The 22,885-nt window shown below is 56.7% G+C and carries 25 protein-coding genes and 2 tRNA genes; 8 read left to right on the top strand and 19 right to left on the bottom strand.

Going from position 1 to position 22,885, the window contains the following annotated elements:
- The first annotated feature begins 85 nt into the window (after window positions 1-85).
- From KGB25_RS27030 to KGB25_RS27040, 3 genes are read left to right on the top strand one after another with little or no spacing between them, the layout of a single operon-like run.
- On the top strand, window positions 86-307 hold the full coding sequence (locus KGB25_RS27030) for a tautomerase family protein (protein ID WP_223437440.1): 222 nt from the start codon (window positions 86-88) through the stop codon (window positions 305-307).
- Window positions 304-960 (top strand): DsbA family oxidoreductase, encoded by a 657-nt coding sequence (locus KGB25_RS27035; protein WP_207284634.1) that lies wholly within the window; start codon window positions 304-306, stop codon window positions 958-960. Before KGB25_RS27030 ends, KGB25_RS27035 begins: the two co-directional genes overlap by 4 nt.
- Window positions 961-1,002: 42 nt before the next feature.
- The gene (locus tag KGB25_RS27040; protein ID WP_008024998.1) at window positions 1,003-1,713 is read left to right on the top strand and encodes an SDR family NAD(P)-dependent oxidoreductase; all 711 of its coding nucleotides are present in this window, start codon (window positions 1,003-1,005) and stop codon (window positions 1,711-1,713) included.
- 109 nt (window positions 1,714-1,822) lie between these two features.
- On the opposite strand, the gene KGB25_RS30475 is transcribed toward KGB25_RS27040, so the two are convergent.
- On the bottom strand, window positions 1,823-2,029 hold the full coding sequence (locus KGB25_RS30475) for a DUF6124 family protein (RefSeq protein WP_317850754.1): 207 nt from the start codon (window positions 2,027-2,029) through the stop codon (window positions 1,823-1,825).
- A gap of 659 nt (window positions 2,030-2,688) precedes the next feature.
- Here KGB25_RS30475 and KGB25_RS27050 point away from each other — a divergent pair.
- Together KGB25_RS27050 and KGB25_RS27055 are read left to right on the top strand one after the other, a co-directional pair.
- Complete coding sequence (locus tag KGB25_RS27050; RefSeq protein WP_223437442.1) at window positions 2,689-2,931, top strand: DUF6290 family protein; 243 nt, start codon at window positions 2,689-2,691, stop codon at window positions 2,929-2,931.
- A complete protein-coding gene (locus tag KGB25_RS27055) occupies window positions 2,928-3,137 on the top strand; it encodes a type II toxin-antitoxin system RelE/ParE family toxin (RefSeq protein ID WP_411740536.1) in 210 nt (69 codons plus the stop codon). Before KGB25_RS27050 ends, KGB25_RS27055 begins: the two co-directional genes overlap by 4 nt.
- Before the next feature lie 351 nt (window positions 3,138-3,488).
- Here KGB25_RS27055 and KGB25_RS27060 read toward each other — a convergent pair whose 3' ends face one another.
- The 8 genes from KGB25_RS27060 to KGB25_RS27095 form a co-directional block, all read right to left on the bottom strand.
- On the bottom strand, window positions 3,489-5,336 hold the full coding sequence (locus KGB25_RS27060) for an NACHT domain-containing protein (protein WP_223437445.1): 1,848 nt from the start codon (window positions 5,334-5,336) through the stop codon (window positions 3,489-3,491).
- A 215-nt stretch (window positions 5,337-5,551) separates the two neighbouring features.
- A tRNA-Thr gene (locus KGB25_RS27065) sits at window positions 5,552-5,627 on the bottom strand.
- Between the two features lie 119 nt (window positions 5,628-5,746).
- Window positions 5,747-6,988, bottom strand: coding sequence for a nucleoside deaminase (locus tag KGB25_RS27070; RefSeq protein ID WP_223437448.1), 1,242 nt, complete (start codon window positions 6,986-6,988; stop codon window positions 5,747-5,749).
- Window positions 6,989-7,287: 299 nt separating this feature from the next.
- The gene (locus tag KGB25_RS27075) at window positions 7,288-8,517 is read right to left on the bottom strand and encodes a methyltransferase (RefSeq protein ID WP_223437450.1); all 1,230 of its coding nucleotides are present in this window, start codon (window positions 8,515-8,517) and stop codon (window positions 7,288-7,290) included.
- Window positions 8,498-9,187 carry an ABC transporter permease gene (locus KGB25_RS27080; protein WP_008041034.1) on the bottom strand — a complete coding sequence of 230 codons (690 nt, stop codon included), beginning with the start codon at window positions 9,185-9,187 and terminating at the stop codon, window positions 8,498-8,500. Before KGB25_RS27080 ends, KGB25_RS27075 begins: the two co-directional genes overlap by 20 nt.
- The gene (locus tag KGB25_RS27085) at window positions 9,184-9,879 is read right to left on the bottom strand and encodes an ABC transporter permease (RefSeq protein WP_008024973.1); all 696 of its coding nucleotides are present in this window, start codon (window positions 9,877-9,879) and stop codon (window positions 9,184-9,186) included. Before KGB25_RS27085 ends, KGB25_RS27080 begins: the two co-directional genes overlap by 4 nt.
- A gap of 78 nt (window positions 9,880-9,957) precedes the next feature.
- Window positions 9,958-10,704 carry an ABC transporter substrate-binding protein gene (locus KGB25_RS27090; RefSeq protein ID WP_008041033.1) on the bottom strand — a complete coding sequence of 249 codons (747 nt, stop codon included), beginning with the start codon at window positions 10,702-10,704 and terminating at the stop codon, window positions 9,958-9,960.
- Between the two features lie 13 nt (window positions 10,705-10,717).
- On the bottom strand, window positions 10,718-11,491 hold the full coding sequence (locus KGB25_RS27095) for an ABC transporter ATP-binding protein (protein WP_007897462.1): 774 nt from the start codon (window positions 11,489-11,491) through the stop codon (window positions 10,718-10,720).
- Window positions 11,492-12,044: 553 nt separating this feature from the next.
- Here KGB25_RS27095 and gabP point away from each other — a divergent pair.
- Both gabP and KGB25_RS27105 read left to right on the top strand, forming a co-directional pair.
- Entirely contained in the window at window positions 12,045-13,436 is a 1,392-nt protein-coding gene (gene gabP, locus KGB25_RS27100; protein ID WP_008024968.1) for a GABA permease, read from the top strand.
- A gap of 368 nt (window positions 13,437-13,804) precedes the next feature.
- Window positions 13,805-14,131, top strand: coding sequence for a hypothetical protein (locus KGB25_RS27105; RefSeq protein ID WP_223437453.1), 327 nt, complete (start codon window positions 13,805-13,807; stop codon window positions 14,129-14,131).
- A gap of 128 nt (window positions 14,132-14,259) precedes the next feature.
- On the opposite strand, the gene vapB is transcribed toward KGB25_RS27105, so the two are convergent.
- The 5 genes from vapB to KGB25_RS27130 all read right to left on the bottom strand — a co-directional run bounded on the left by vapB (window position 14,260) and on the right by KGB25_RS27130 (window position 17,532).
- Window positions 14,260-14,466 carry a type II toxin-antitoxin system VapB family antitoxin gene (vapB, locus tag KGB25_RS27110; RefSeq protein ID WP_223437456.1) on the bottom strand — a complete coding sequence of 69 codons (207 nt, stop codon included), beginning with the start codon at window positions 14,464-14,466 and terminating at the stop codon, window positions 14,260-14,262.
- A 74-nt stretch (window positions 14,467-14,540) separates the two neighbouring features.
- Complete coding sequence (locus KGB25_RS27115; RefSeq protein ID WP_223437458.1) at window positions 14,541-14,993, bottom strand: hypothetical protein; 453 nt, start codon at window positions 14,991-14,993, stop codon at window positions 14,541-14,543.
- A gap of 6 nt (window positions 14,994-14,999) precedes the next feature.
- Complete coding sequence (locus KGB25_RS27120; RefSeq protein WP_008041027.1) at window positions 15,000-15,416, bottom strand: hypothetical protein; 417 nt, start codon at window positions 15,414-15,416, stop codon at window positions 15,000-15,002.
- A gap of 19 nt (window positions 15,417-15,435) precedes the next feature.
- Window positions 15,436-16,404, bottom strand: a complete 969-nt coding sequence (locus KGB25_RS27125; RefSeq protein WP_207284647.1) for an alpha/beta fold hydrolase — start codon at window positions 16,402-16,404, stop codon at window positions 15,436-15,438.
- Window positions 16,405-16,473: 69 nt separating this feature from the next.
- On the bottom strand, window positions 16,474-17,532 hold the full coding sequence (locus KGB25_RS27130) for a YhcG family protein (protein WP_207284648.1): 1,059 nt from the start codon (window positions 17,530-17,532) through the stop codon (window positions 16,474-16,476).
- Between the two features lie 261 nt (window positions 17,533-17,793).
- On the opposite strand from KGB25_RS27130, the gene KGB25_RS27135 reads away from it, so the two are divergent.
- Window positions 17,794-18,243, top strand: a complete 450-nt coding sequence (locus KGB25_RS27135) for a hypothetical protein (protein WP_008041020.1) — start codon at window positions 17,794-17,796, stop codon at window positions 18,241-18,243.
- Between the two features lie 82 nt (window positions 18,244-18,325).
- On the opposite strand, the gene KGB25_RS27140 is transcribed toward KGB25_RS27135, so the two are convergent.
- The 5 genes from KGB25_RS27140 to KGB25_RS27160 all read right to left on the bottom strand — a co-directional run bounded on the left by KGB25_RS27140 (window position 18,326) and on the right by KGB25_RS27160 (window position 22,843).
- On the bottom strand, window positions 18,326-18,787 hold the full coding sequence (locus KGB25_RS27140; protein ID WP_008041019.1) for a DUF4234 domain-containing protein: 462 nt from the start codon (window positions 18,785-18,787) through the stop codon (window positions 18,326-18,328).
- 318 nt (window positions 18,788-19,105) lie between these two features.
- A tRNA-Phe gene (locus KGB25_RS27145) sits at window positions 19,106-19,181 on the bottom strand.
- Window positions 19,182-19,284: 103 nt separating this feature from the next.
- Window positions 19,285-19,557 (bottom strand): oxidative damage protection protein, encoded by a 273-nt coding sequence (locus KGB25_RS27150; protein ID WP_008024947.1) that lies wholly within the window; start codon window positions 19,555-19,557, stop codon window positions 19,285-19,287.
- Window positions 19,554-20,621, bottom strand: coding sequence for an A/G-specific adenine glycosylase (gene mutY, locus KGB25_RS27155; RefSeq protein ID WP_192226816.1), 1,068 nt, complete (start codon window positions 20,619-20,621; stop codon window positions 19,554-19,556). Before mutY ends, KGB25_RS27150 begins: the two co-directional genes overlap by 4 nt.
- Window positions 20,618-22,843, bottom strand: coding sequence for an AsmA family protein (locus tag KGB25_RS27160; protein WP_207284649.1), 2,226 nt, complete (start codon window positions 22,841-22,843; stop codon window positions 20,618-20,620). Before KGB25_RS27160 ends, mutY begins: the two co-directional genes overlap by 4 nt.
- Window positions 22,844-22,885 lie beyond the last annotated feature (42 nt).

The following is a 22,885-nucleotide window of genomic DNA, read 5'->3' on the forward strand; positions in this document are numbered from 1 at the left end:
CCTTTATCCCCACCCCCCAAACTCCTACATTGAGCTCCAACACCTACCCATCATCCCGATGAGCAGGTCACTGGAGATCTTCCTCATGCCTTTTGTAAGCGTACGCATTACCCGCGATGGCGTTACCTCTGAGCAGAAAGCTCAGGTGATCGCTGAAATCACTGAAACACTGGAGCGCGTCCTCAAGAAGGACCCGCACCTGACCCACATCGTGATCGAAGAAGTCGACACCGATAACTGGGGCTACGCCGGCATCTCTACCACCCAGTACCGCAAGCAACTGGCTGAGAAGGAGGGCAAGTCGTGACTGCGTCGGTCTCCATCGATTTCGTCTCCGACGTGGTGTGCCCTTGGTGTGCATTGGGCGCGACGGCGTTAGAGCAGGCGATTGAGAACGTGTCGGGTGAAGTCTCGGTGGAGCTGACCTACAAGCCGTTCGAGTTGAACCCGAACATGCCGCCTGAAGGCGAGAAAGCCGTCGAGCACTTGATGCGCAAATACGGGCGCACCGCTGAAGACGTCGCCGCCGGCAAAGCGATGCAGATCGCTCGTGGTGAAGCACTCGGTTTCAAGTTTGACCTGGAGAAGCGCACCCACTTCTACAACACCTTCGATGCTCACCGTCTGCTGTTGTGGGCGTTACAGGAAGGGCGGCAGGTCGCACTGAAGAAGATCCTGCTACGCGGTTACTTCACCGACGGCCAGAACCCGAGTGATCGCGAGACGCTGGTTCGACTGGCAGCCGAAGCGGGGCTGGATGCCGCGGCGGCTCAAGAGGTGTTGGCGTCCGGAGCGTTCGCCAAAGAAGTGCGTGAGCTGGAAGCTTTTTACCAGCAGCACGGCATTAATTCGGTACCGGCCATGATCCTCAACGGTCGGCACCTGGTGTCCGGTTCGCAGTCGGTCGAGTACTACGAACAAATGTTGAGACAAATGGCGAAGGAACCCGCCGAAGCCTGATTACTTACTTTTCAAACCATCATTTATTAGTAGAGGTTCATCATGAGCAATTCGAAAAAAGTCATCGTTATTACTGGCGCTTCCCAAGGTCTCGGCGCCGGCATGGTTAAAGCGTTCCGTGATCTGGATTACAAAGTTGTCGCCACTTCCCGTTCGATCAAGCCATCCACCGATCCGGACATCCTCACCGTGGCCGGCGACATCGGCAACCCTGAAGTCGCTCAACAAGTGATCCGCGAAGCCATCGCACGTTTCGGCCGCGTCGACACCCTGGTCAACAACGCCGGTATCTTCGTCGCCAAACCGTTTACCCAGTACACCGCTGAAGACTACGCCAATGTGCTGTCGGTGAACCTGAACGGCTTCTTCTACATCACCCAACTCGCGATCACCGAGATGGAAAAACAAGGCAGCGGCCACGTCGTCAACATCACCACCAGCCTGGTCGACCACGCAATCGACGGCGTGCCATCGGTACTGGCTTCGCTGACCAAAGGTGGCTTGAACGCGGCGACCAAATCCCTGGCCATCGAATACGCCAAGCGCGGGATTCGGGTCAACGCGGTTTCCCCTGGCATCATCAAGACGCCGATGCACGGTGAGGAAACCCACGCAGCGCTGGGCGCTCTGCACCCGGTCGGGCACATGGGCGAGATCAGCGACATTGCTCAGGCGGTTGTTTATCTGGATAGCGCCAATTTTGTTACCGGCGAAATCCTGCATGTGGATGGCGGGCAGAGCGCGGGTCACTAAGACCGGCTTTTCCAAACGGCGGAAACAACAAAGCCCTCGAATGAGGGCTTTGTTTTGCAGAGTCGAAAATAAATCCGACTCCTGTTTGTTGTTTTTTATGTGCCGCGTTCTAATCAATCGGGTCGAGTTGGTCTAGTGCCCGGTTCACCGAGATCTCCGCCAGCATGATGATTTGGTGAATACCCAGCAGGGAGTTGCGACTAGTGCCCGTCTCTCGGTCTGCCACATCCATGGTGATAACACTGGCGGATGCCAGCGCCTCGCTTGAAAAGCCCAGCAGTTCTTGAACATCGACTTTCGGGTTGGCGATGAACATTGTGGAAGGCTGCGCGGGATGGCTTTGATGTCTGCGATGGAGGCGTGGTGATCATCGTCGTCGCGGTTGGTCGCTTCATCGGGCTTTTGTGTATCGGGGCTTTCGTTCGGAGATGCGTTTTCTGCATCCGGGGGATCAGGGGTTACCTTACGCATATGCTGATAGTCCTGTCGGGTGCCAACCCTTTCCGCCGCTAAGCGAAAAGGGTGGCAGCTGCACGCAGGTTAGCGGACCGGGGACCATCAGCAAAAGCCGGCGCGCCCGAGGGCGCCCTACGTGCAGCCACCATCAAACCGAAGGCATTGAAACGCCTGTGCGATGGGTGCACTTGCAGCCGATGGAACGCGGGCCGCTAAACCCGACCACTGATGAGCAGTGGCAGGTCCACGATAGAACCCGGGCAATAGCCGCACAAGCCGGCGGATTCTGGGGTAACTGTAGGCAAAGCCGCAAGGTTTTGTAGCTTTCAGGAAGTGACGCGAATCAGCGTTAAACAAGCACCACCAAACAAGCTGTACATCCCACGTACAAGCCTTTCAAGGGAGTATTTCCACCGAGCGATTAGGAAATCTCCGACGACGTTCCACCGATTGAACTGTATCGGTGTGCTCGGGCGACGACGGTATGATGCCCAACCAACGTTCACTATCAAGGCAACCGTGACCGAAGTATCCCTGAACCTGCCGGAAGACCTTTCAAACGCTCTCGCCGATCTGGCCAGGATGAATGGCCAAAGTGTGAGCCACTTGGCGACGGACGTTCTTCGCGACTACATCGAGCACGAGAGGACACTGACTGCGCAGATCGAACTGGCGGTAGAGGAGGCAGATCAGGGTAAATTCGCTTCCGATGATCAGGTAGCGGCGATGCGCGCCCGGCGCTGGAGCAGGAATGCGGGTTGAGTAGCTGGAAAAAGCCCTCAAAAACCTGGAAGAAGCTAGACAAGCTGTTGGTATTCCCAGCCCTGGGCCGGAAAGGTCGAGTCAGAAACACACGCGAATGGGCAGTACCCAATTGTTCCTATCTCATTCCCTACCGGGTACGCGGTGATCGCCTGCAAATCCTCGGGGTGTTTCACACACGGCAACGCCCTCGTACCAAGTGGTGAGAGCAAACCCCATAAACAACAAAGCCTTCGTATTTCTACTAGGGCTTTGTTTTGTATGGTGCCGGCACCAGGAGTGGACCCCAACTGAACGAGGGTCGGACTTACTTTTCATCATTGGAAATAAATCTGTCCCTATTTCTGAAGAAAGGGGGCACTGATAGAAAATAAATCTGTCCCCTTTTTGGCCCCGCGAATTCTGAGTAACTGTCACTGAAACTGTTACCAGTCTCGCTTGATGCTACCTCGATATTGCTGGAGGCCTTGAAAATAGTGGAGCGGGTGAAGGGAATCGAACCCTCGTTATCAGCGTGGGAAACCTAAGGCTTCCGTGAGCTTTCTCGTGACTACCGGCTACTTCTTGGTGGCCGGTTTTTGTTTTCTTCGTGCTTGAGGAGTTGGGGGGCTATCCAGAATGTCCTCAAACGCACTTTCTTTTGAACTTTCCGCCTCAATGATATTTCTAGAGTTTTCTATATTGTGAAATATCTGCTGTTCAAGCTCTCTTAGTTCATTTCTAAGGAGGTCAAGATTAAGAACTTTAAGCAAGTCCCGTAGCTTGATTTTTTGAGTCTTGGTTTTACTTTCAATCATAGAGCCTGACATCTTAAATGCTGCTTCGATTTCAGAGTCGTGAGCGTTATGTATCATATCCATTGTCGCATTCATTAACGATGAGAGAATTTCTTCTTCTAGTTCATTTCTGGCTGTGCGCGAAATTCCCCATGATGTTAGGCTTTTATCTCGGATGCCAACTTCTGGGTAAAAGCTTAGATTGTTAATGTAGTCTGGAAGTTTGCTTTCGTCAGAGTCATTTAGGACTTCGAAAAGTTCAGTGTGTGCTTGCACCATGGTTTTGAGATAGTAGTCTTTTGCGAATCGAGGTTGATCGATTACGCTTAGGAAGCTTAATACTGGCTGCCACCGTCTATATTTGGTGGCAGCTGCAGAATAAAAAATCTCCGCTCTGACGTCTGGCAACTCTTTGACAAATGCCGCTGCATGGTAATCTAAAATGCTTTTATGTAGAAAAGTTGTTAGGTCTAATCCTTCTTCAATGAGTAAGCACGCTACTTTAGTTATATCGTGCCGAAAGCAATCGATATCACACTTACACTCGGGCGCATATTTTAAGGCGTGATCGAAAGCTTTGTTAAACTGTGATCGGGTCAGAGAGCGCCCACCACCTGTCTGCACGGCCATAAAGCAAAAGGCATCAAAGAGCTGCCTCAATTGGCGTTCAGACAGTCCACTGTGGTGTTGTCTGTTAAAGCCCGCTTTTAGCTTGTCATGTTTGGTAAATACAATGCCAAACAATTTATCAAAAAACTCTGCAAGGCTTAGCGGGATCTCTTTCTCTGTTTGATAGACTACGATTACTAAGGTGAGCATTAAGGGGGTGGATATAATCCCCTTAATATTGGGTGGGCATGAATGAAGTGCGCTGACTACATCAGTTCGTTTATCAATTGATGGTATCAGTTTTTTTACAAACGGGTCATAGTCTTCTGGTATTAATGGTACTAGACGTAATACTCTGAAGCCTACAAGATTTTGTATGCTGCTTTGCGGTCTGCTGGATATGATGATTTTGAGGTCGGAGAATCTTGTTTGCAATGAGTCTATGTCAACGATTATGTCAGTGATGCACTCTTCGGGTATTTCATCGAACCCATCGAGCAATAGTATTATTTTTCCTGACGAGGCTAGATGGTCAAATGTTTCGCTGTTCTCAGGAATACCGACACTTTTAAAGTAATTTTCAATAATCGCCTGGAGGTTACGTTTAGGTGATATGTTTCTCAGTTCAAGAAATATAGGTATTTCACTGATCGCCTGAGTATTCAAAAGCGAGCAGGCCAAATGTCTCATAAAAATGGATTTGCCTTGCCCTACAATTCCCTGAATTATGAGGTTGCCTTCAGGTAGTTCTTGGATGGAACTGATTATCAAAGATTGGTCCCCTACGCCGAGCTTTGACGGGTAGTAGAACTTTTTAAGCGAGACCTCATCCTCGGCGGACCAGATCGTTTTCACCTTGTCGATTTTCATTAGCGTGGTGGCGAGCTTTTTTGTCCCCGCAGCCGTCGACAGCTTCTCTAGAGCTTGCTTGACCTGACCTTTAGCTCCGTCGTAGAGATCTTTAAATGCCGGAGCAAGCAAGCGCGAAAGCAGGGTGATGGTCAATACAGTGGCGGACATGCTATTTCCTTATAGGGGCACTAGATCAATGGCTACTTCTTGGAAGGCTAACGCATTTCTCTGAACGCAACGGTGTAGAGCGGTATAGAGCGTTGCATTTTGGCTAAAGCTGAACGCTTTGGAGATGATCCCGCTTGGATCGCTGCTTATTACGTATATTGTTACGTTCGATCCAAAAAAAAAGGGCCTGCATCGCTGCAAGCCCTTCTTTTATATGGTGCCGGCACCAGGAGTCGAACCCGGGACCTACTGATTACAAGTCAGTTGCTCTACCAACTGAGCTATACCGGCGTGTTAGGGCGACGATTATAGCGATTGGGTTGGTTCTGTAAACCCCTGAATTCAGACTATTTTTACGCAGCCGTCAGACCAGCCCCACAGACGCATCTGCGGGGCTGGCCAGCGAAGCATCACACGCCGTTTTTAACCGCGTTGATCAGGTCCTGACTCAGCACCTGCGCAGGCGCCACTTGCACGCTTTGCGTATAGAACGGCGGCAGGTTCTGGGCCAGTGTCGACAACGCTTGCGCGGTGGTGTTGCCCGGCAGCAACACGTATTGCAGGTTGGACGGATAGCTCTGCGGCACAGGGCCTTCCATGGTCGAACCGTACGCGCCGAAGGTCATCACGGCCTGGGGCGTTGTTGGATCGGGGGCATAGAGGAAGACGAAGGTGCCGTACTTCGGATGGGTCAAGTATTGCGCTGCCTGTTCGCGAACCACCGGATCGGGGTCGTTCATCAGGGTCCAGCGCATGACCGCATAGCTGCGGGTCGTTTCCATGAACGCTGTACGAATCGGCGACTGGTTCTCGACGCCTCCCAGGCACACCAGCAGGTTACCGAACGGGTCGATCAGCGCCACTGAGTTGAACACCGTGCTTTGCTGCGCGGTTTTCAGCAGGGGAGGCGCGAGTTCGGCGCCGGGATCCCGTGGGTTCGCCGATTGCACGGTCAGCGCAAACGGACTGAGTGCCGTGAGTGCCTGGCGCACTTTGCTGTTGGCCGGCAGGGTGGCGGGGTTTTGCAGTTGATCCGGCGGCAGGCCGCTGTTGTTGCTGGCGTCGCGCACCGTGTTGACGCTGGCGGAGAAGATCGAGCTGCACAGGAAATACGCCGCCGAATCGATGGTCTGGCCGCCGAACACCGGGCTGTTCGAACCCTGATAGGCGCGGCTGACTGGCGCTGCAATCGCGTAATAGCCCCAGGTGTTCTGCGCCTGCTGGCGGATCTGCGGCGGCAGCGATGGGAAGGTGAACTGGCTGTTGTAGTTGATACCCGCGTAGTCATCGATCGCACTGACGGCGACGTTGAATCCTGCGGTCAGCAGCGAACCGGCGCACATGGCGCACGGGTCGAGCGTGGTGACGACGGTCAGTTGATTGGGCGGTGGCAGGTTCAGTGGTGCGACGTTTTCGTAGTACCAGTCCACCAGTTGCCGTTCGCCGTGGGCGGTCGGGTCGTGGGGTAGAAAGTAAGTCGTGCCGCCGCCAGGGAAAGGCATCAGCACGTTGTTGTGCAGCGCGGCGATGACCTCGCCCGTTGCGTTGTTGATGATGGCGCCGCCCACCGCGAAGGTTTGCTGCAACGCAGCGACAATGGCTTCGTTGGCGACGGTATCGACGGCTTCCTGTGCACTGTTCAATGTGCTCATGTTTTCCCAGCTCCTTGCTGTCCCTGACATCAGAGAATTCTGACGCTTGGCAAAGATAGTTGAGGATTTCCGGGGCGTTTATGTTCTTTTGAATTAATGCTTATGCACAACGGCGAATGCGATGCACGCGGTTAAGATCGAAAATGTGGATCCAGTCTCATTTTCTCGCAAATGCCTGTTTTTCCGGTTTTTTATTCGGGTGTACGAAAATTGAACAGTTTGGTTTCAGCCCTGAAACAGGCGTAAACATTGGATCCACGATATTTCATCAACAGAGTTATCCACAGGCTGTGGCTGTTTTAGGCGCGTTCCGCCAGCAACAGGAAGTTACGCGGCGTAAGTGGGGTTTCACAAAAGGTGCCGAGGCGAACGGTATAACCCTGCTCAGAGAGGAAAAGTGCTCGATCAAGGTTCAGCCAAAGCTCCAGCGGACGTCGGAAAAGTCCGCGCAGCAGTTCCAGATTGCGCACTTCGGCCAGTCGCTGCCAGCCGGCGGCTTCGAGCGCTGACCAGTCTTGCGGGCCGACTGTGGATAACTCTTTGAATGCGGCCAGATGGTGGCAGTAGTCGGCGAAAGATCTGTCCAGCCAGGCGCTTGGCAGGGAAGGCGTGGGCAGGTACTCATCAACACCGCGCAGTTGCCGTTGCAGCAAATCGAAGGCCAGGCGACGGGCCATGGACGTGTCGCGCTGACGTCGGACGCGTGCACCGGCGGTGACGGTTTCGCTCATCGGGAGTGAGAGATCGTCGAGTGACAGCTGTAGGTCGGAGCGCAAACCGACGGAGGAAACTGGCTGGTATGCAGGAAGACTGATCCTGTTATAGCAACACGGCGCAATGGCCATTTGTTTGCACCCGGCGGCGCTGGCGAGCTGGATCAATCGCACATGCAGATCGCCACAGGCATGCAGTGCGACCGGTGTGTGATCGGCGTTCAGCAAAGAGGCGGCGCCAGGCGCCAGCACATCCTGCTCGACATGCAGCGCATGCAGTTGATGGCGCTGACTGAGCGCCTGACCGCCTAGCACCAGTGCAGGATCATGTTCCAGGCACGTGAGCTGCTGACCGGTTTGCAGCAGGCGTCGACCCAAGTGGCCTTTACCCGAGCACCAATCCAGCCAATGCATCGGTGGCGCAGCAAACGACAACCGGCTGGCAAACGCCTCGATCTGCTGCCACTTGCGCCCCGGCACATCGACATTCAACCGATGCCCTGCGATCTCCAGCGTGTGTGCCGGCAGCTCACCCACCGAACCCAGCTCAAGGGATAGCGCCGCCAGCGAAGCAAACGGTTCCGGCGCATCCAGAAGGCAAGGTTGGTTATGACTGTTTTCCGCGTCTTCCAGTGACCGCCCGCGTAGCCATTCAGCCAGCTCCGGGTAGGACGCTTCCCAAGGAAGTTGCAGATGAGTAAACGGTCGCGGCTTCCACAGCGCCTGATGCTCGATCAGAAAAGCATCCAGCGCCATGAAGCGGGCGAGCAGGGCCTCGCCCGTCAACACGCGGGAATCAACGCCCTTGGCAGGCATCGACGCGCAACCAGCGCTCCAGCAGCTTGAAGCCGCGAACCAGCACGTAAGCCATCAGCAGGTAGAACATGCCTGCGGCGAAGAAGATCTCCACCGGCAAATACGTCCGGGCAATGATGGTGCGAGCCATGCCGGTCAGTTCCAGCAGGGTCACGGTACTGGCCAGCGCGCTGGCCTTGAGCATCAGGATCACTTCGTTGCTGTACGCCGGCAGGCCGATGCGCGCCGCTCGCGGCAGGATGATGTAGAACAGCGCTTTCGCCCGGGACATGCCCAGCGCCCGCGCCGCTTCGATCTCGCCCGGTGGGATCGCCTGGATCGCCCCGCGCAGGATCTCGGCGATGTAGGCTGCGGTGTGCAAGGTCATGGTCGCCGTGGCGCACCAGAACGGATCGCGCAGGTACGGCCACATCGAGCTGTTACGGATCGCATCGAACTGCGCGAGGCCGTAGTAGACCAGGAACAGCTGAACCAGCAACGGCGTGCCGCGGAAAAAGAAGATGTAGCCGTAGGGAAATGCCCGCACCCACCACAGGCGCGACGAACGTGCGATGCCCAGCGGAATCGCCAGCAACAGGCCGGCAATCACGGCGATGGCCACCAGTTCCAGGGTCAGCGTTGCGCCCTGAGCCAGTTTCGGCAGCCACTTGATGATGACTTCCCAGTTCATTGGGTGCTCCTCGCGAAGCCGCGAGCGGCGCGTTTTTCCATGAAGTGCATGCCTGTCATGGCCAGAATCGTCAGGCCCAGGTACATGAACGCGGCCACCATATAGAAGGTGAACGGCTGTTTGGACACGGTCACGCCGATTTGCGCGTGACGCATGATTTCTTCCAGGCCGATCACCGACACCAGCGCGGTGTCTTTCATCAGGATCATGAACAGGTTGCCCAGGCCGGGCAGGGCGATGCGCCACATCTGCGGCATGATCAACTTGGTGAAGATGCGAAACTTCGAAAGACCCAGTGCCACACCGGCTTCGCGGTGGCCTTTGGGGATCGCCAGGATTGCACCGCGGAACACTTCCGTGGCGTAGGCGCCAAAGCACAGGCCCAGCGCAATCACGCCAGCGGCAAAGGCATTGAGTTCAAGGTCGGGGTTGCCGAAAAACTCGCCCAGGGCACGCATCAGGTTGACCGTGCCGAAGTAGATCAACAGCACCCAGAGCAGTTCCGGGATGCCGCGAACCAGTGTCGAATAAGTGCCGCCAAGCCATTGCAACGGCTTGTACGGGGAAGTCTTGGCCAAGGCGCCGAGCAAACCGAGCACCAGCCCGAGACACAGGGCCGAGAGTGCCAGTTTCACAGTCATCAGCGCGCCAGCGGCGAGCGCCGGGCCGAATCCGTAGAGGTCGATAATCATGGATTTCTTTTCAAATCGCGGCAGGCAAGGCCGGGGACCGACACCGTCAGAAAACGGCGTCGGTCCGGCAGGTCAGTATCAATAGATGCTGAACGGGAAGTACTTGTCGTTGATCTTCTTGTAGGTGCCGTCAGCAACGATTTCTTTCAGTGCGACGTTCAGCTTCTCGCGGATCGGGTCGTTCTTGCGAACGGCGATACCGATCTTGTCGCTTTCTTCCACCGGGTCGCCTTTGAATTCGTAAGGCTTGCCGGCGTCGCTTTTCAGCCACTCGTAGTTGACGTATTTGTCCGCCAGGATGCCGTCCAGACGACCGGAGGTCAGGTCGAGGTAAGCGTTTTCCTGGGTGTCATAAAGCTTGGTTTCAACGCCAGGCATGTTGTCTTCAAGCCAGGTGCCGGCCAGTGTCGCGCGCTGGGCGCCGATCACTTTGCCTTTCAGCGCATCCTTGTCGGTCTTGAAGTCGACGTCTTTCTTGGCGATGAATTGCAGCTTGTTCGAGTAGTACGGGTCGGTGAAGTCGACAGCTTGCTTGCGCTCGTCGGTGATCGACATCGAGGAGATCAGGAAGTCGAACTTCTTGGCGTTCAGGGCCGGAATGATGCCGTCCCAGTCGGAGGTGACCACGGTGCATTCGACTTTCATCTTGGCGCACAGGGCGTCGCCGATTTCCTTGTCGAAGCCGACGACATTGCCACTGGCATCTTTGTTGTTGAACGGCGGGTAGGCCGCTTCGATGCCCATCTTCAGGGTTTCGGCCATGGCACCGGCGCTGAACGCCAGGGTGACGGCGGCTGCCAGGAAGACCTTTTTGTAGTTCTGCATGCGGGTAGCTCCGTTAGCGGTTGCTGGACATGAATTGTTTGCAGCGCGCCGAAAGCGGGTTTTCGAACACCTGCTGTGGCGATCCTTGCTCTTCTACCAGGCCCTGGTGGAGGAACACCACTTCGCTGGACACCTGACGGGCGAAACCCATTTCGTGGGTGACCAGCAGCATGGTGCGGCCTTCTTCGGCCAGTGCGCGGATGACATTAAGTACTTCCTGGACCATTTCCGGGTCAAGGGCGGAGGTGGGTTCGTCGAACAGGATCACCTTGGGTTGCATCGCCAGCGTGCGGGCAATGGCCGCGCGTTGTTGCTGGCCGCCAGACAGTTGCGCCGGGTACGCATGACGCTTGTCGGCGATGCCGACCTTGGCCAGCAGGGCTTCGGCGACTTCGATGGCTTCGGCCTTGCTCTGGCCGAGCACGCGACGAGGGGCCTCGATGATGTTGTCGAGCACGCTCATGTGCGGCCACAGATTAAAGTTTTGAAACACAAAACCAATCTCGCTGCGCAGGCGGTTGATCTGCTTGCCGTCGGCTGCGACCAGTTCGCCGTTCTTGGCGGCTTTGAGCTTGAGTTCTTCGCCGGCCACCAGGATCTGACCCTGGTGCGGGTTTTCCAGCAGGTTGATGCAGCGCAGGAACGTGGACTTGCCGGAACCGGAGGAACCCAGGATCGAGATCACATCGCCGTCGCGGGCGGTCAGCGAGATGCCTTTGAGCACCTCAAGCTGTCCGTAGCGTTTGTGCAAGTTGCGGATTTCAAGCGCGGGCGTGGCCTCAGCCATGTGCGTTCCTCATATATGTTGCGCTCCTGCTGTTGGCGGGCCTTCCTGGCGAGGCGGCCAACCTAGCATAGCGTCTGAATGGCAGCCAACAGCGCTACGGGCGGTAAACGGGTGGCATGTGACAGGTTGTCGCATCGGTACAGCAGACTGTCGCGCTGCTATCAACCGAACAGCCGTTTGAACCCGATGTGGCGCGGCTGTCCCGTAAAAAAGGGCGCGATGTTGCCAGCTTTGGCGGGGTGTTGGAAGCGCTAACCGGCCAAACGTTCCTGATCCGCACTTTTATTGTGCGTTGAGCATTTGTTGGGTGTGTTTCCGGTGCGCTGATTCGTTCCTTAAGTGAGTCGCAGGGTAACGCTCTGGCGAAGTGCCATTATTTTCAATGACTTGCGATGACTGTCCGGTCAGGGTGAGATCGCCGGGTTAGAGGGTTTTGAAACATTTTGGCGCAATTATTGCGTGCAGATTCCGGAACGCCCCGTTGGTTTCTTTTTACAGAAGAGAGTTCACGACGGGATGCACGCATTCGCTTTTCCTTACAAAGGTAGTTTCAATGAGCAATACCCAAAGCTCTAACGGCCTCGAACAGGGGCTCAAACCGCGTCATGTGACCATGCTGTCGATTGCCGGTGTTATCGGCGCCGGCCTGTTCGTTGGCTCGGGCCACGCTATTGCTGCAGCAGGCCCGGCCGTGCTGTTGGCTTATGCCGCCGCCGGTATGCTGGTGGTGTTGGTGATGCGCATGCTGGGTGAAATGGCGGTTGCCTCGCCAGACACCGGCTCCTTCTCGACATACGCCGATCGTGCGATCGGTCACTGGGCCGGTTTCACCATCGGCTGGTTGTACTGGTGGTTCTGGGTGCTGGTGATCCCGTTGGAGGCCAACGCCGCCGCGACCATCCTGCACGCCTGGTTCCCTGGCGTGGACATCTGGGCTTTCGCCCTGGTCATCACGATGCTGCTGACCATCACTAACCTGTTCAGCGTGAAGAACTACGGCGAGTTCGAGTTCTGGTTCGCCCTGCTCAAGGTCGTGGCGATCATTGGTTTCATCATTCTGGGCATCGCGGCGATCTTCGGTTTCCTGCCGAACAGCCAGGTGAGCGGCGTTTCGCACATTTTCGACACTCAGGGCTTCCTGCCAAACGGCATGGGCGCGGTACTGGGCGCGATCCTGACGACCATGTTTTCCTTCATGGGCACCGAGATCGTGACCATCGCGGCCGCGGAATCGAAGAACCCTGGCAAGCAAATCTCCAAGGCCACCAACTCGGTGATCTGGCGGATTGGTTTGTTCTACCTCGTTTCGATCTTCATCGTCGTGGCCCTGGTGCCATGGAACGACCCGGTTCTGGCCAGCGTTGGTTCCTATCAGACCGTACTTGAGCGTATGGGCATCCCGAACGCCAAGATGATCGTCGACATCGTGGTACTGGTTGCTGTGACCAGCTGCCTGAACTCGGCGCTGTACACCTCGTCGCGCATGATGTTCTCCCTGGGCAAACGCGGTGATGCACCGGCCGTGTCCACGCGCACCAACAAAAGTGGCACGCCATACTGGGCGGTGATGCTGTCCACGGGCGCAGCGTTCCTGGCAACATTCGCCAACTATGTGGCTCCGGCTGCCGTGTTCGAATTCCTGCTGGCCAGCTCCGGCGCCATTGCGTTGCTGGTGTACCTGGTGATCGCGATCTCGCAACTGCGCATGCGCAAACAGCGTATGGCCCGCGGTGAAAAAATCGCCTTCAGCATGTGGCTGTTCCCGGGCCTGACCTACGCGGTGATCGTCTTCATCGTCGCGGCCCTGACCATCATGCTGTTCCAGGATGCCCACCGTGTGGAGATCCTTGCGACCGGTTTGCTGAGTGCTCTGGTGGTTGCTACCGGTTTGCTGGTGGCGCGCCGTCGTCGCAATGAGCAACTGGTTGGCGCAGTGGCGCGCTAAGCTTTACGCACACTGTCGATGTACTGAAAACGACCGCCATCAGTCATGATCGCGGTCGTTTTTGCTTTCATTCAGGGGCTTTATCGGTCGGCTCTCTGATGGACACGATGATGTCGAGATAGTAGCCTTCCTGCCGAATGTGTATCTCGCTGTTGCGAGATGTAATGGAGTTTCAGGACACGGATTGTTCGACGCCCCAGCCTTCCCGGCTAAAGCCCCTCGACCCTTTCTTGCCTGCTCCCTCATCTGACGCGTGTCACAGATGCATTTGCGTGCGCCTGCCGTTTGCGCGGCAGTCACGAGCCAGCGCTGTATGGAGCTAGCCCGGCCATTCAGCTTACTCATTGGGGCATCAAGGAGAGACAGGCATGGCGTTTACATCGGTTGTGTTCAAAAACCCTAATACCGGAGCCATGAAGGAAGCCCCGATCGGCTTCTCGTGGACCGTGTTTTTCTTCGGCTTCCTGCCGCCACTGTTCCGTGGCGACATCAAGTGGGCAGCGATCATGTTCATCGTGGCCTGCGTCACATTCGGCCTCAGCAACTTCGTGTTCATGTTCATCTACAACAAGCTGTACGTGCGCGACCTGATCGGCGCCGGTTTCAAGGCTCAATCCATCGCCAGCGGTGACCTGAGCTACGCCAGTGCCAAGGTCGGGATGGAAATTCCACGTCTGGATGCTGTGGCTGCCTGATTGTTGTTTTTAGGTTTGTAAAAAAACGGCCGCTGTCAGTGATGACAAGCGGCCGTTTTTGTTTTCGTTGGTATTACTTGATTCAACAGGGTAATCCACTCTTTTGAGCGTGGTCGGGAACTCGATAGTCATGATTGTTCGCGAGGAGTCATGAAGTCGGAACTGACGTCGTCACCGTCGAACCAACTGTCCCAGGATTTCCCGACAGGAGTGATAATGCGAGCGCTACCGAAAACAACAATTTCGACGCGTCTGACATCTTTCGGCATCGCTGCAGATTCGGGTAAGCGGACGATCTGATTTTTACTGCAAATAAAAAGGGTCGTCTTCTCCATATCGCTCCTGTTCTTTTCAATGAAAAAGACCACTGTTAGTGATCCAAAGCGGCCTTTTTTGCTGACGGCACTGCTTACTCGCCCTTTTCCTCCGGCGCATCCGGCGACTGACGATAGCTGTCCAGCGCAATGCCGAAGTCGGTGATGAATTGCGGGTCGGTCAGCCATGCCTGGGCGGTCTCGCGATCCATGCCGTCGGCCCACATGCGGTAGTCGATCAACATGTCGGCGGCCAGGTGAGTGGCGGCCATGCCTTCGTCGTCGGCGTTTTCCATGTCCAGCAGTTCTGGATGGTCAATGATGATAAAGGCGAGGTTCGTCAGCAGCACGGAGAGCATTTCACTGCGGCCGACAGCTTCGGCGTCGCGCATCTTGCTGAACATCGCCAGGGTGTATTCCGGGATCGGCTCGCCGATTTCACCCAAGTCATCGTCCAGCGCGGCGGGTTTTCTGCCGTGGATGTTGATCTGTTTGGCTTTGATCTTGGCGCGCTTGGCGCGTTTCTGTTGCTTGTTCAGGGAGGCCATGGGAACTCAGTTCGGTTTCTGTTGGGTTTGGGCTGCGATGATGTCGGAGGCCGCTACATAGTCGGCCTGGAAGGCCGGGGATTCGATCCATGCCAGGGCACCGGCTTCATCGACCTCGGTGGACCATTGGCGATACTCGATCAGCGCGGCGAGGATGAAGTCCATCGCGCCTTCTTCGCCTTCCTGCTCGTACACCAGTTCCAGCAATGGGTCTTCAAGGAAAGCGATGCACATGGCTTGCTGACTGGTTTTTTCAGCGTCGATCATTTTCTTGAACAGCTCGGTGAGGTCCACCGATTCAAAGTCGATGCGATCATCGTTCGGGTCCAGCTCGACCGGCGCGGCAGCCCGTTGGGTGCGGTTCTGCTTGGCCTTGGCTTTGGCGCGGGTGGCGCGTTTTTGCTGCTTGTTGGCGGAGGCCATGGTTTTGATCCGTCGTGCGTTAAAAGGACTCGCTGCGCGGTACTGTCCGCCCGGGGGTATCGGGGGCCAGTTCACCGCTCTGCAGCCAGGACAATGCAATGGGCCATAGTGTGGCTTGGTATGCGCTACGAAAAAAGGCGAAATGTCCGACTTCTGCTTCGCCGATGTCTTCGGGGGCGATTCGCCAGTGAGTGTTCGTACCGCCGCTGAAGTAGCCGAGCAGGCGTTCGATGGCCGGGATCGTGCCGTAAGGATCGTCTGTGATGCTGATGGCCAGTGTCCTGGCTTTCATCGTCGCCCCTGGTTTTTTGGTCAGCGTGCGACCGCTGGGCCGCGTTTCATATCGGCGGGTGGGCGTGCTCCAGTCTCGAACCACCCCGGCGGGTGTGTCTTCCAGCCAGCCAAGACGCTTTCCGGGGAAGTAGCCATAGATCATGGTGATCAGCGGCATCACCACGTGCCACTTGCCGAACATCCTCCAGCGATGAGCGGGCGCGTAGTCGCGCCAGTAGGCGAATTGCGCACCGACGGTGACCAAGCGCCGAATCAGCTGCCCTGAGGCTCCCAGGCCCGCCGCACAGCCGCCAAAGCTGTGGCCGACGACATCGATGGGCTGGCCGGGAAATTCGCGCTGAGCGCGCTTGAGCATCGCCTCGAAATCCAGCGCGCCCCAATCAGTCCATGAGGCGTCGAGATTTTTCAATGACGCAGGGCGTGATTCGCCGATGCCACGGTAGTCATAGGTGATGACATCGAAGCCGTTGGCGAACAGGTAATCGGCGAAGCGCGAATAGTGACGGCAGCGAACCGAGGTGGCGGCGTTGATGATGACGATCGGGCGCACAAGGTCCTGAAAGGCGTGCCGCCAAGTGAAGCCGCCGAGGATGAAGCCGTCTGCGGCGGGCTCTTTGAATGGTTCGCCAGAAACGGGAGTTGGCAGCGGCAACTCGATTTGAGTGGGGGCCAGTGACATGTCCTGCAAATTCATCGGCTTCAGACCTTTGCGGGTAGCTGCCAACGATAGTCTTCGTGCGGCGGGTGGACAATCCATCTGTGTTCACAGGGGGATCTGATCGAGCAGTCGCTCCTCGATTGCCGCCTGCTCCCGGTCCAGTTCAGTGCGGAGTTCGTCTTCGCTGGGCAGGACTGTTTTGTATTTGCTGGCGAAGAGTTGTTCGTTGTCTTTCAGCACTGAATAGCGCACCACTGATTCATCTTTTTTCGCACAGAGAATGATGCCGACGGTGGGGCCATCTTCCGGTCCGCGCTTGAGGTCGTCATACATGCGTACGTACATGTCCATCTGGCCAACATCCTGATGAGTCAGTTCGCCGCGCTTCAGATCGAAGATGACGAAGCACTTGAGTACGTAGTTGTAAAACACCAGATCGATGTAGAAGTCTTTGCTCTCGGTACTGATGCGTTGCTGGCGAGCGATGAAGGCAAAGCCTCTACCCAGTTCCAGCAGGAAGGCTTGAAGCTGATGGATCAATGCTTGTTCCAGATTGGTTTCTTGAGTCAAACCTGCGTTGGTTGAGCCAAGAAACTCCAGCATCACCGGGTCCCTGATGAAGTCTCGTGGGTGTGCTTTCATTTTCTGGATGTTGGTGGTGGCTTCCTGCCGGACGGCAGGTCGATCGCGGCTTGTGAGCAGGCGTTCGTAGTAGAGGGTGTTGATCTGGCGTTCCAGGGCGCGGGATGACCAGTTTTGGTTGGCAGCTTCGTCCATATACCACGTGCGCGCGGTGTCACTATCGACGCGCAGAAGCCTGCGGTAGTGGGTCCAGCTCAATTCGTGACGCAGTGCGTCACGAATTGGGAATGCTTGGTAAAACAGGCGCATGTAGCGAAGATTAGAGTTATCAAAGCCTTTCCCGAATTCTGCTGTCAGGCTCTGCGCCAGCGTTGCCAGCAATTGCTTTCCGTAACCCGCCCGCCGAGCCCCTTCCTGCTCGAACTCGACAATATGCCTCCCAATCTGCCAGCAAGTTTGTACCTGGACCGTATCGACCGTTCGCAGGACCTTCTGCCGTGCATCACGAATCAGCTCTCCAAGATTGCCGAGTAGTGAGGCGAGTTGTGCATCCTGAGTGTTACCGGGTTTGAGTGAGCTCATGGCGTCTTCTGCAAAGGAATGAACAGGCAGAAGAGGATGGCAGCGGAGGTGGGAGCGGCGATGCCGGGCGTGGCTGGTAAACCAGAAGGAAAGCCCGATTGGGTTTGCGGGATCGCTCCGACGGCAAGTCGTGCTTCAGGAATATAACGTGTAGTCCATTTCGTAGTGAGCCCAAGTACCAATCAATCTAAAACCCGGGCGTTCGAGAGGAAATCTAAAAGGCATGACAAATGGGTTCCATGGAGCCCGGGAGGCGTGATCATGAAGTACGTGCATTCCCTTGCGTTGCCCATCGCCGCGGTGGGCATGTTGATGTTCCCGGTGATGTCGTCTGCCGCCAGTCTTGAACCAATCGACAGCGCTGGCGTGCAAGTTCAACCGCAGGAGCAAAACGGAATTACTTATCTGTCCGGCGGTATAGGCCTGGATGAGTCGAAGGCCATCCAGCAAACGGCTGGCTATAACTTGCACATGACGTTTTCGGTCGGGGCGGAGAATAAATACATTCCCGACGTCGACGTGGTCATTCAGAAAGCCCAAGGGCAAACCGTGTTGACGCTGAACGAGGCTGGCCCGCTGGTTTATGTCCAGCTACCGCCCGGCAAATACACCGTGGTTGCTACGCGACATGGAGAAGTGCGGCGTGATAGTGCCGACGTAGGAAGTGGCCCTGCACGTAATCTGGTCTTTCACTGGGCCGGTGAAAGCTAGCAGTTGGCCGGAGTTGGCCGGCCGATGCCTTTGTTCCAGCGAATGGGCGGCAGAAAATCATCTGTCCGCCCATTGCGTGGTTTTAGGCTTGAGCGGTCTGGCCTCTCAGGATCTGCTGCTTACGCTGTTCTTCCGGCAGATCGTTGATGCAGTAGTTGATGTAGTACACGTTGAACAGGAACGTGTAGAAGGCGTTCATTCGCAGGTCGACCTTGTGCTCGCTGAGGGCATATTCCGTCAGCGCCGTTTTAGCCTTGAATGCCCATACGATGTACAGCACGCCACTGGCAAGGCCGAGAACTGCGGACGTGAAATCCAGAGCCACGTTGCCCAGGTTGGAGAATGTGCCGCTTAAGCCGGCGCATACAGCGATCCAGATAATGTAAGCGTCATCTACCAATCGGACTTTGGTGGTGTCGCTGATGATTTTGCTGTTTTTGTATAGCCACAAAATAAGATAGATCCCGGCAGTGGCGATGGAGAGCAACACCAGGTTCCAGGTCTTCGTATCGATCTTGTCTTTTAGTTCATTGATTGTTGACATAACTTTTCCATGTCCTTTGGCTTAAGGGGATGTGTAGCGCTGGTGTTTACTGCGGGGGGAGGCATTCCTTGCGTTGTTACCTGTCCTTTTGGGTGCGTATTCCAACTGCGCCGTGGGGCAGTGGATTGCATTGAAATCGACCGGACGGGTTTCCGTGGTGTCGGTCGAGCTTGTGGCACAACGCTACTATAGAGCCTTGCTGAAGGCGAGTTTTGTTTTTGGATCGTCGATCCGTCGCTTCCACTGCCGTGTGCCGGACTTCGTTAAATCGCAGGCATAAAAAAACCCTGAATCTTGCGATTCAGGGTTTTCGGTATTTGGTGCCCAGAGACGGAATCGAACCGCCGACACGGGGATTTTCAATCCCCTGCTCTACCGACTGAGCTATCTGGGCAACGGGGCGCATTAAACGGGTTTTTCAGGGGGTCGTCAAGCAAGTTTTCAAAAAAAATTTAATTATTACCGTCGCTTACGTTCCGACCCCCGATAAAGCGGGATTATTCTGCAGGCGGAACGTAGCCTTCAGCCTTGGCGTATTCCTCGCCGGAGAAGTACTTGTCCATCTCGCCTTGCAGATATTTGCGGTCTTCGGCGTTCATCATGTTCAGGCGTTTTTCGTTGATCAGCAGCGTCTGGTGTTTCTGCCAGTCGGCCCAGGCCTTCGCCGAGACGTGGTCAAAAATGTCCTGACCTTTGGCGCCCGGGAATGGAGCGCGCTCCAGGGCTGGCAATTCTTCTTTGTACTTGCGGCACATGATGGTGCGGGTCATGACGACTCTCCTGCGTTCAATACGGCGGCCGCGCGTTCGAGCAAGGTTTTGACCGGGGCGGCAAGGCCCAGGCGCGGCGGGGTGGCGAGGTTATACCAGAGCCAGTCGGCCTCGGCCACGTGATGGCCGGCCTCCTGGACCTGAACCAGCCAGGGTTCGATGGACAACTGAAAATGGCTGAACGTGTGTACGAGGCTCGGCAGCGCTTGTTGGCTGCCCAGCTCCAGCGAGTGCTGCGAGGCCAGATGTTGCAGGTCGTCGAGGTCGTCGAGTTCCGGCAGGCTCCACAGACCGCCCCACAAGCCCGTGGAAGGGCGACGGTAAAGCAGAATCGCGCCGTCTCCGTTGGCGAGCATCGGCATCAGCGTGCGCTTCTGTGGCACGGCTTTGCGTGGCTTCGGGATCGGGTAGCGGGTTTCCAGGCCGAGCATGTGCGCTTCGCAGCCCTTTTCCAGCGGGCAGAGCAGGCAGCTCGGTTTGCTGCGGGTGCAAAGCGTGGCGCCCAGATCCATCATCGCCTGGGTGTAGGCGTTGACCCGATCATGCGGCGTGAAGCGCTCAGCGTTCGCCCACAGCTGTTTCGCGACCTTCGGCTCGCCCGGATAACCCTCTTGCGCCGTAAAGCGCGCCAGGACGCGTTTGACGTTGCCGTCGAGGATCGGCGCCCGCAGGCCCATGCTCAGGCTGGCGATGGCGCCCGCCGTGGACAGGCCGATCCCCGGCAGCTCGACCAGCTTTTCCACATCCCGCGGAAATTCGCCGCCGTACTCAGCGACGACGATCTTCGCGGTCTTCTGCAAATTGCGCGCGCGGGTGTAGTAACCGAGGCCGGTCCACAGGTGCAGCACTTCGTCTTCTGGCGCAGCGGCCAGGGCTTCGACCGTCGGCAGCGAGGCCATGAACCGGTCGAAGTAATTCAGCACGGTGCTGACCTGGGTTTGCTGCAACATGATCTCCGAGACCCACACCCGATACGGTGTGATGCCTTGCTGCCAAGGCAAATCGTGGCGGCCGTGGCGGTCGTACCAGTCCAGCACCGCCGATGAAAACTGCTCGGATCTCATCGCTTGAACAGCCCCTTCAATGCGTTTTTCAGCTCGGGACTGACTTTGTCGCCAAGCTTTTCGTCGATTTTTTCGCTGATTTTGTCGCCCGCCATTTTGGACGCGACCTGGCCCATGCGTTCGTTGTCGAGGCGGCAAGCCTTGGCGCCGAGCTCCAGCGGGCCACGGCAGCGCAGCGGCCATTCGATGCCGACAAATTTGTCGCCGACCTGACAGGCCGGATCTGGCATGGCGCTCGTATCGCCTTCGACGATGATGCCAACGCGGTAGTCCATGCCCAATACCCGCAGGTCGACGTCGCCGTCGCCATTCACGGTCATGCCCGGGATGCGCACTTTCAGGTCCGGGTTGCTGGCCACGCCATTACGGAAGGCCAGGTTGCCCTTGAGCTCTTGGAACGGCGTGTCCTTGCCGCGTGGTTCGCCGCTGAGGGCTTTGCGGTTGAGCGTGGCGATGCCTTTGCACAGTTGCTGTTCGAGGTTGGCATTGAGCAGCACGCCGTTGTTGATGACGAAACTGGCATTGCCGTTGAGGGTTTCGATCAGCGCTTTCTGGCTGTTGCCATTGCCGGTCAGGTTGCTGTCGAGCGTGACCAGGCCTTTGACTGGCGGTTTTTTACCCTGGCTTTCGAGGATTTTTTCCACAGGCACTTTGCTGATGCGTGTCTGCATGTTCAGCGCTGGTGTCTGCTGGCGCACGTCGAGGGTGCCCCTGGATTCGAAGGTGCCGTCGTACAGGTCGCCGCGCAGGTTCTCAAGCGTCAGCAGGCCTTCCTTGCCATTGGCCTTGAGCGCCGCGTTCTGGATCGGCAGCTTGTCGAGGGTCAACTGGCCAAAGGTCAGGTCAGCATCCACGTCGAGTTTGCTCAGGCGTTCCACTGGCAGCAGGCGCTCGTTGCTCCACGCGTCTTTGGTGGGCTTGTCCGGCAGCGGTGTGCTGCCTGCGCCGGCCATGGCATCGGCTTCGGTGCTGGCCACTTCGGCCTGGCGCACTTGCGTCGCGCTATTGGCTTCGGCGGATTTTGGCGGCAGGTAGCGGTCGACGTTGAAGGTGTCAGCCTTGAGCGCGGCGCGCAGCGATTGCTTGGCGAAATCCTCGACGGCAATACGACCGCTGAAGGTGCTGTCATCGACTTTCAGGTTGATGTTGTCGAGCACCAGACTGGTCGGCGTACCGGAAATGCGGCTGACCAGTTCCACTTTGCTCAAACTGCCTTCAGCCATCGCCGGGAGTTTCTGGCCGATGCTGTCGACGAATTTCGCCAGGTCGAATTGGGCAATCGAAAGGCCGCCGTTGATTTGCGGCGTTTTGTCGAGGTCGTTGACCTTCAGTTCGCCCAGTGCGCGCAACTGGTTGGCGGAAATCTTGATGCCAGTCCATTCGGCGACGTTCGCTGCTTTATCCAGCAGCAACTGGCCTTGGGCGGCGAAGGTTACGGTCTTGCCTTGCAGCGGATCACCGGCGATTTCGCCGGACAGCTTCATGTCCTCGAATTTGTAGCGTTGCAAGGCGCGTTCAAAACGCAGCTCGCCATTGAGCTCGGTGCGTACCCGCAGAACGGGCTGATTGGTGCCCAGGAACGCGGTGAGCTTGACCGGGATGTTGGTCGAGTCGTGGACCGGCCCGGTGCTCAACTGGATGCTTTCGGCGCTGAAATGCTGGCCGGTCTTCTCGTCGCTGTATTCAACGCGGGCGTTGTTGACGGTCAGGCTGTCGATGTCCAGGCGGATCGGCTGCGCCGGTTTTTCCACTTGAACGGTGGTTTGCGGTGCAGGTTCGCCGGGCGTGACCGCAGGAGCGGTCGAGTTGGCAGTCGCCGGCACCTTACCGATGTCTTCCCAGTTGCCGTGGCCGTCCTTGTCGCGGTTCAGGCGCAGGTTCAGGCCTTCGACGCGCACGTCGCTCATCTGCACTTCACGGCGCAGCAGCGGCAGCACGCGCACCGACAGACCGAGCATCTGCAAGTCAGCGAACGGTTCGGTGGGCTTGGCCAGGGTCGCGACACTGGCTTCGTGCAATTCCAGGCCCAGCCACGGGAAAAGGCTCCAGCCGATGTCGCCATTGAGCGTCAGCTCGATGTGGGCCTTGTCGCGGGCAATCTGGCGAATCTCGTCTTTATAGTCGTTGGGATCGAAGAGGTGGGTCAGGGCAAAGCCCAGCGCCACAATGATCAGCAACAACCCGAGAAGTACCAGACCCAGGATTTTGCCGAACGCTTTCATGGGCGAGTCCTTGTAGTTAGTCGATTTAGCCGGGGAGTATAG

It is taken from the genome of Pseudomonas sp. BF-RE-21, assembly GCF_019947305.1.
In the GTDB taxonomy this organism is placed as follows: domain Bacteria; phylum Pseudomonadota; class Gammaproteobacteria; order Pseudomonadales; family Pseudomonadaceae; genus Aquipseudomonas; species Aquipseudomonas migulae.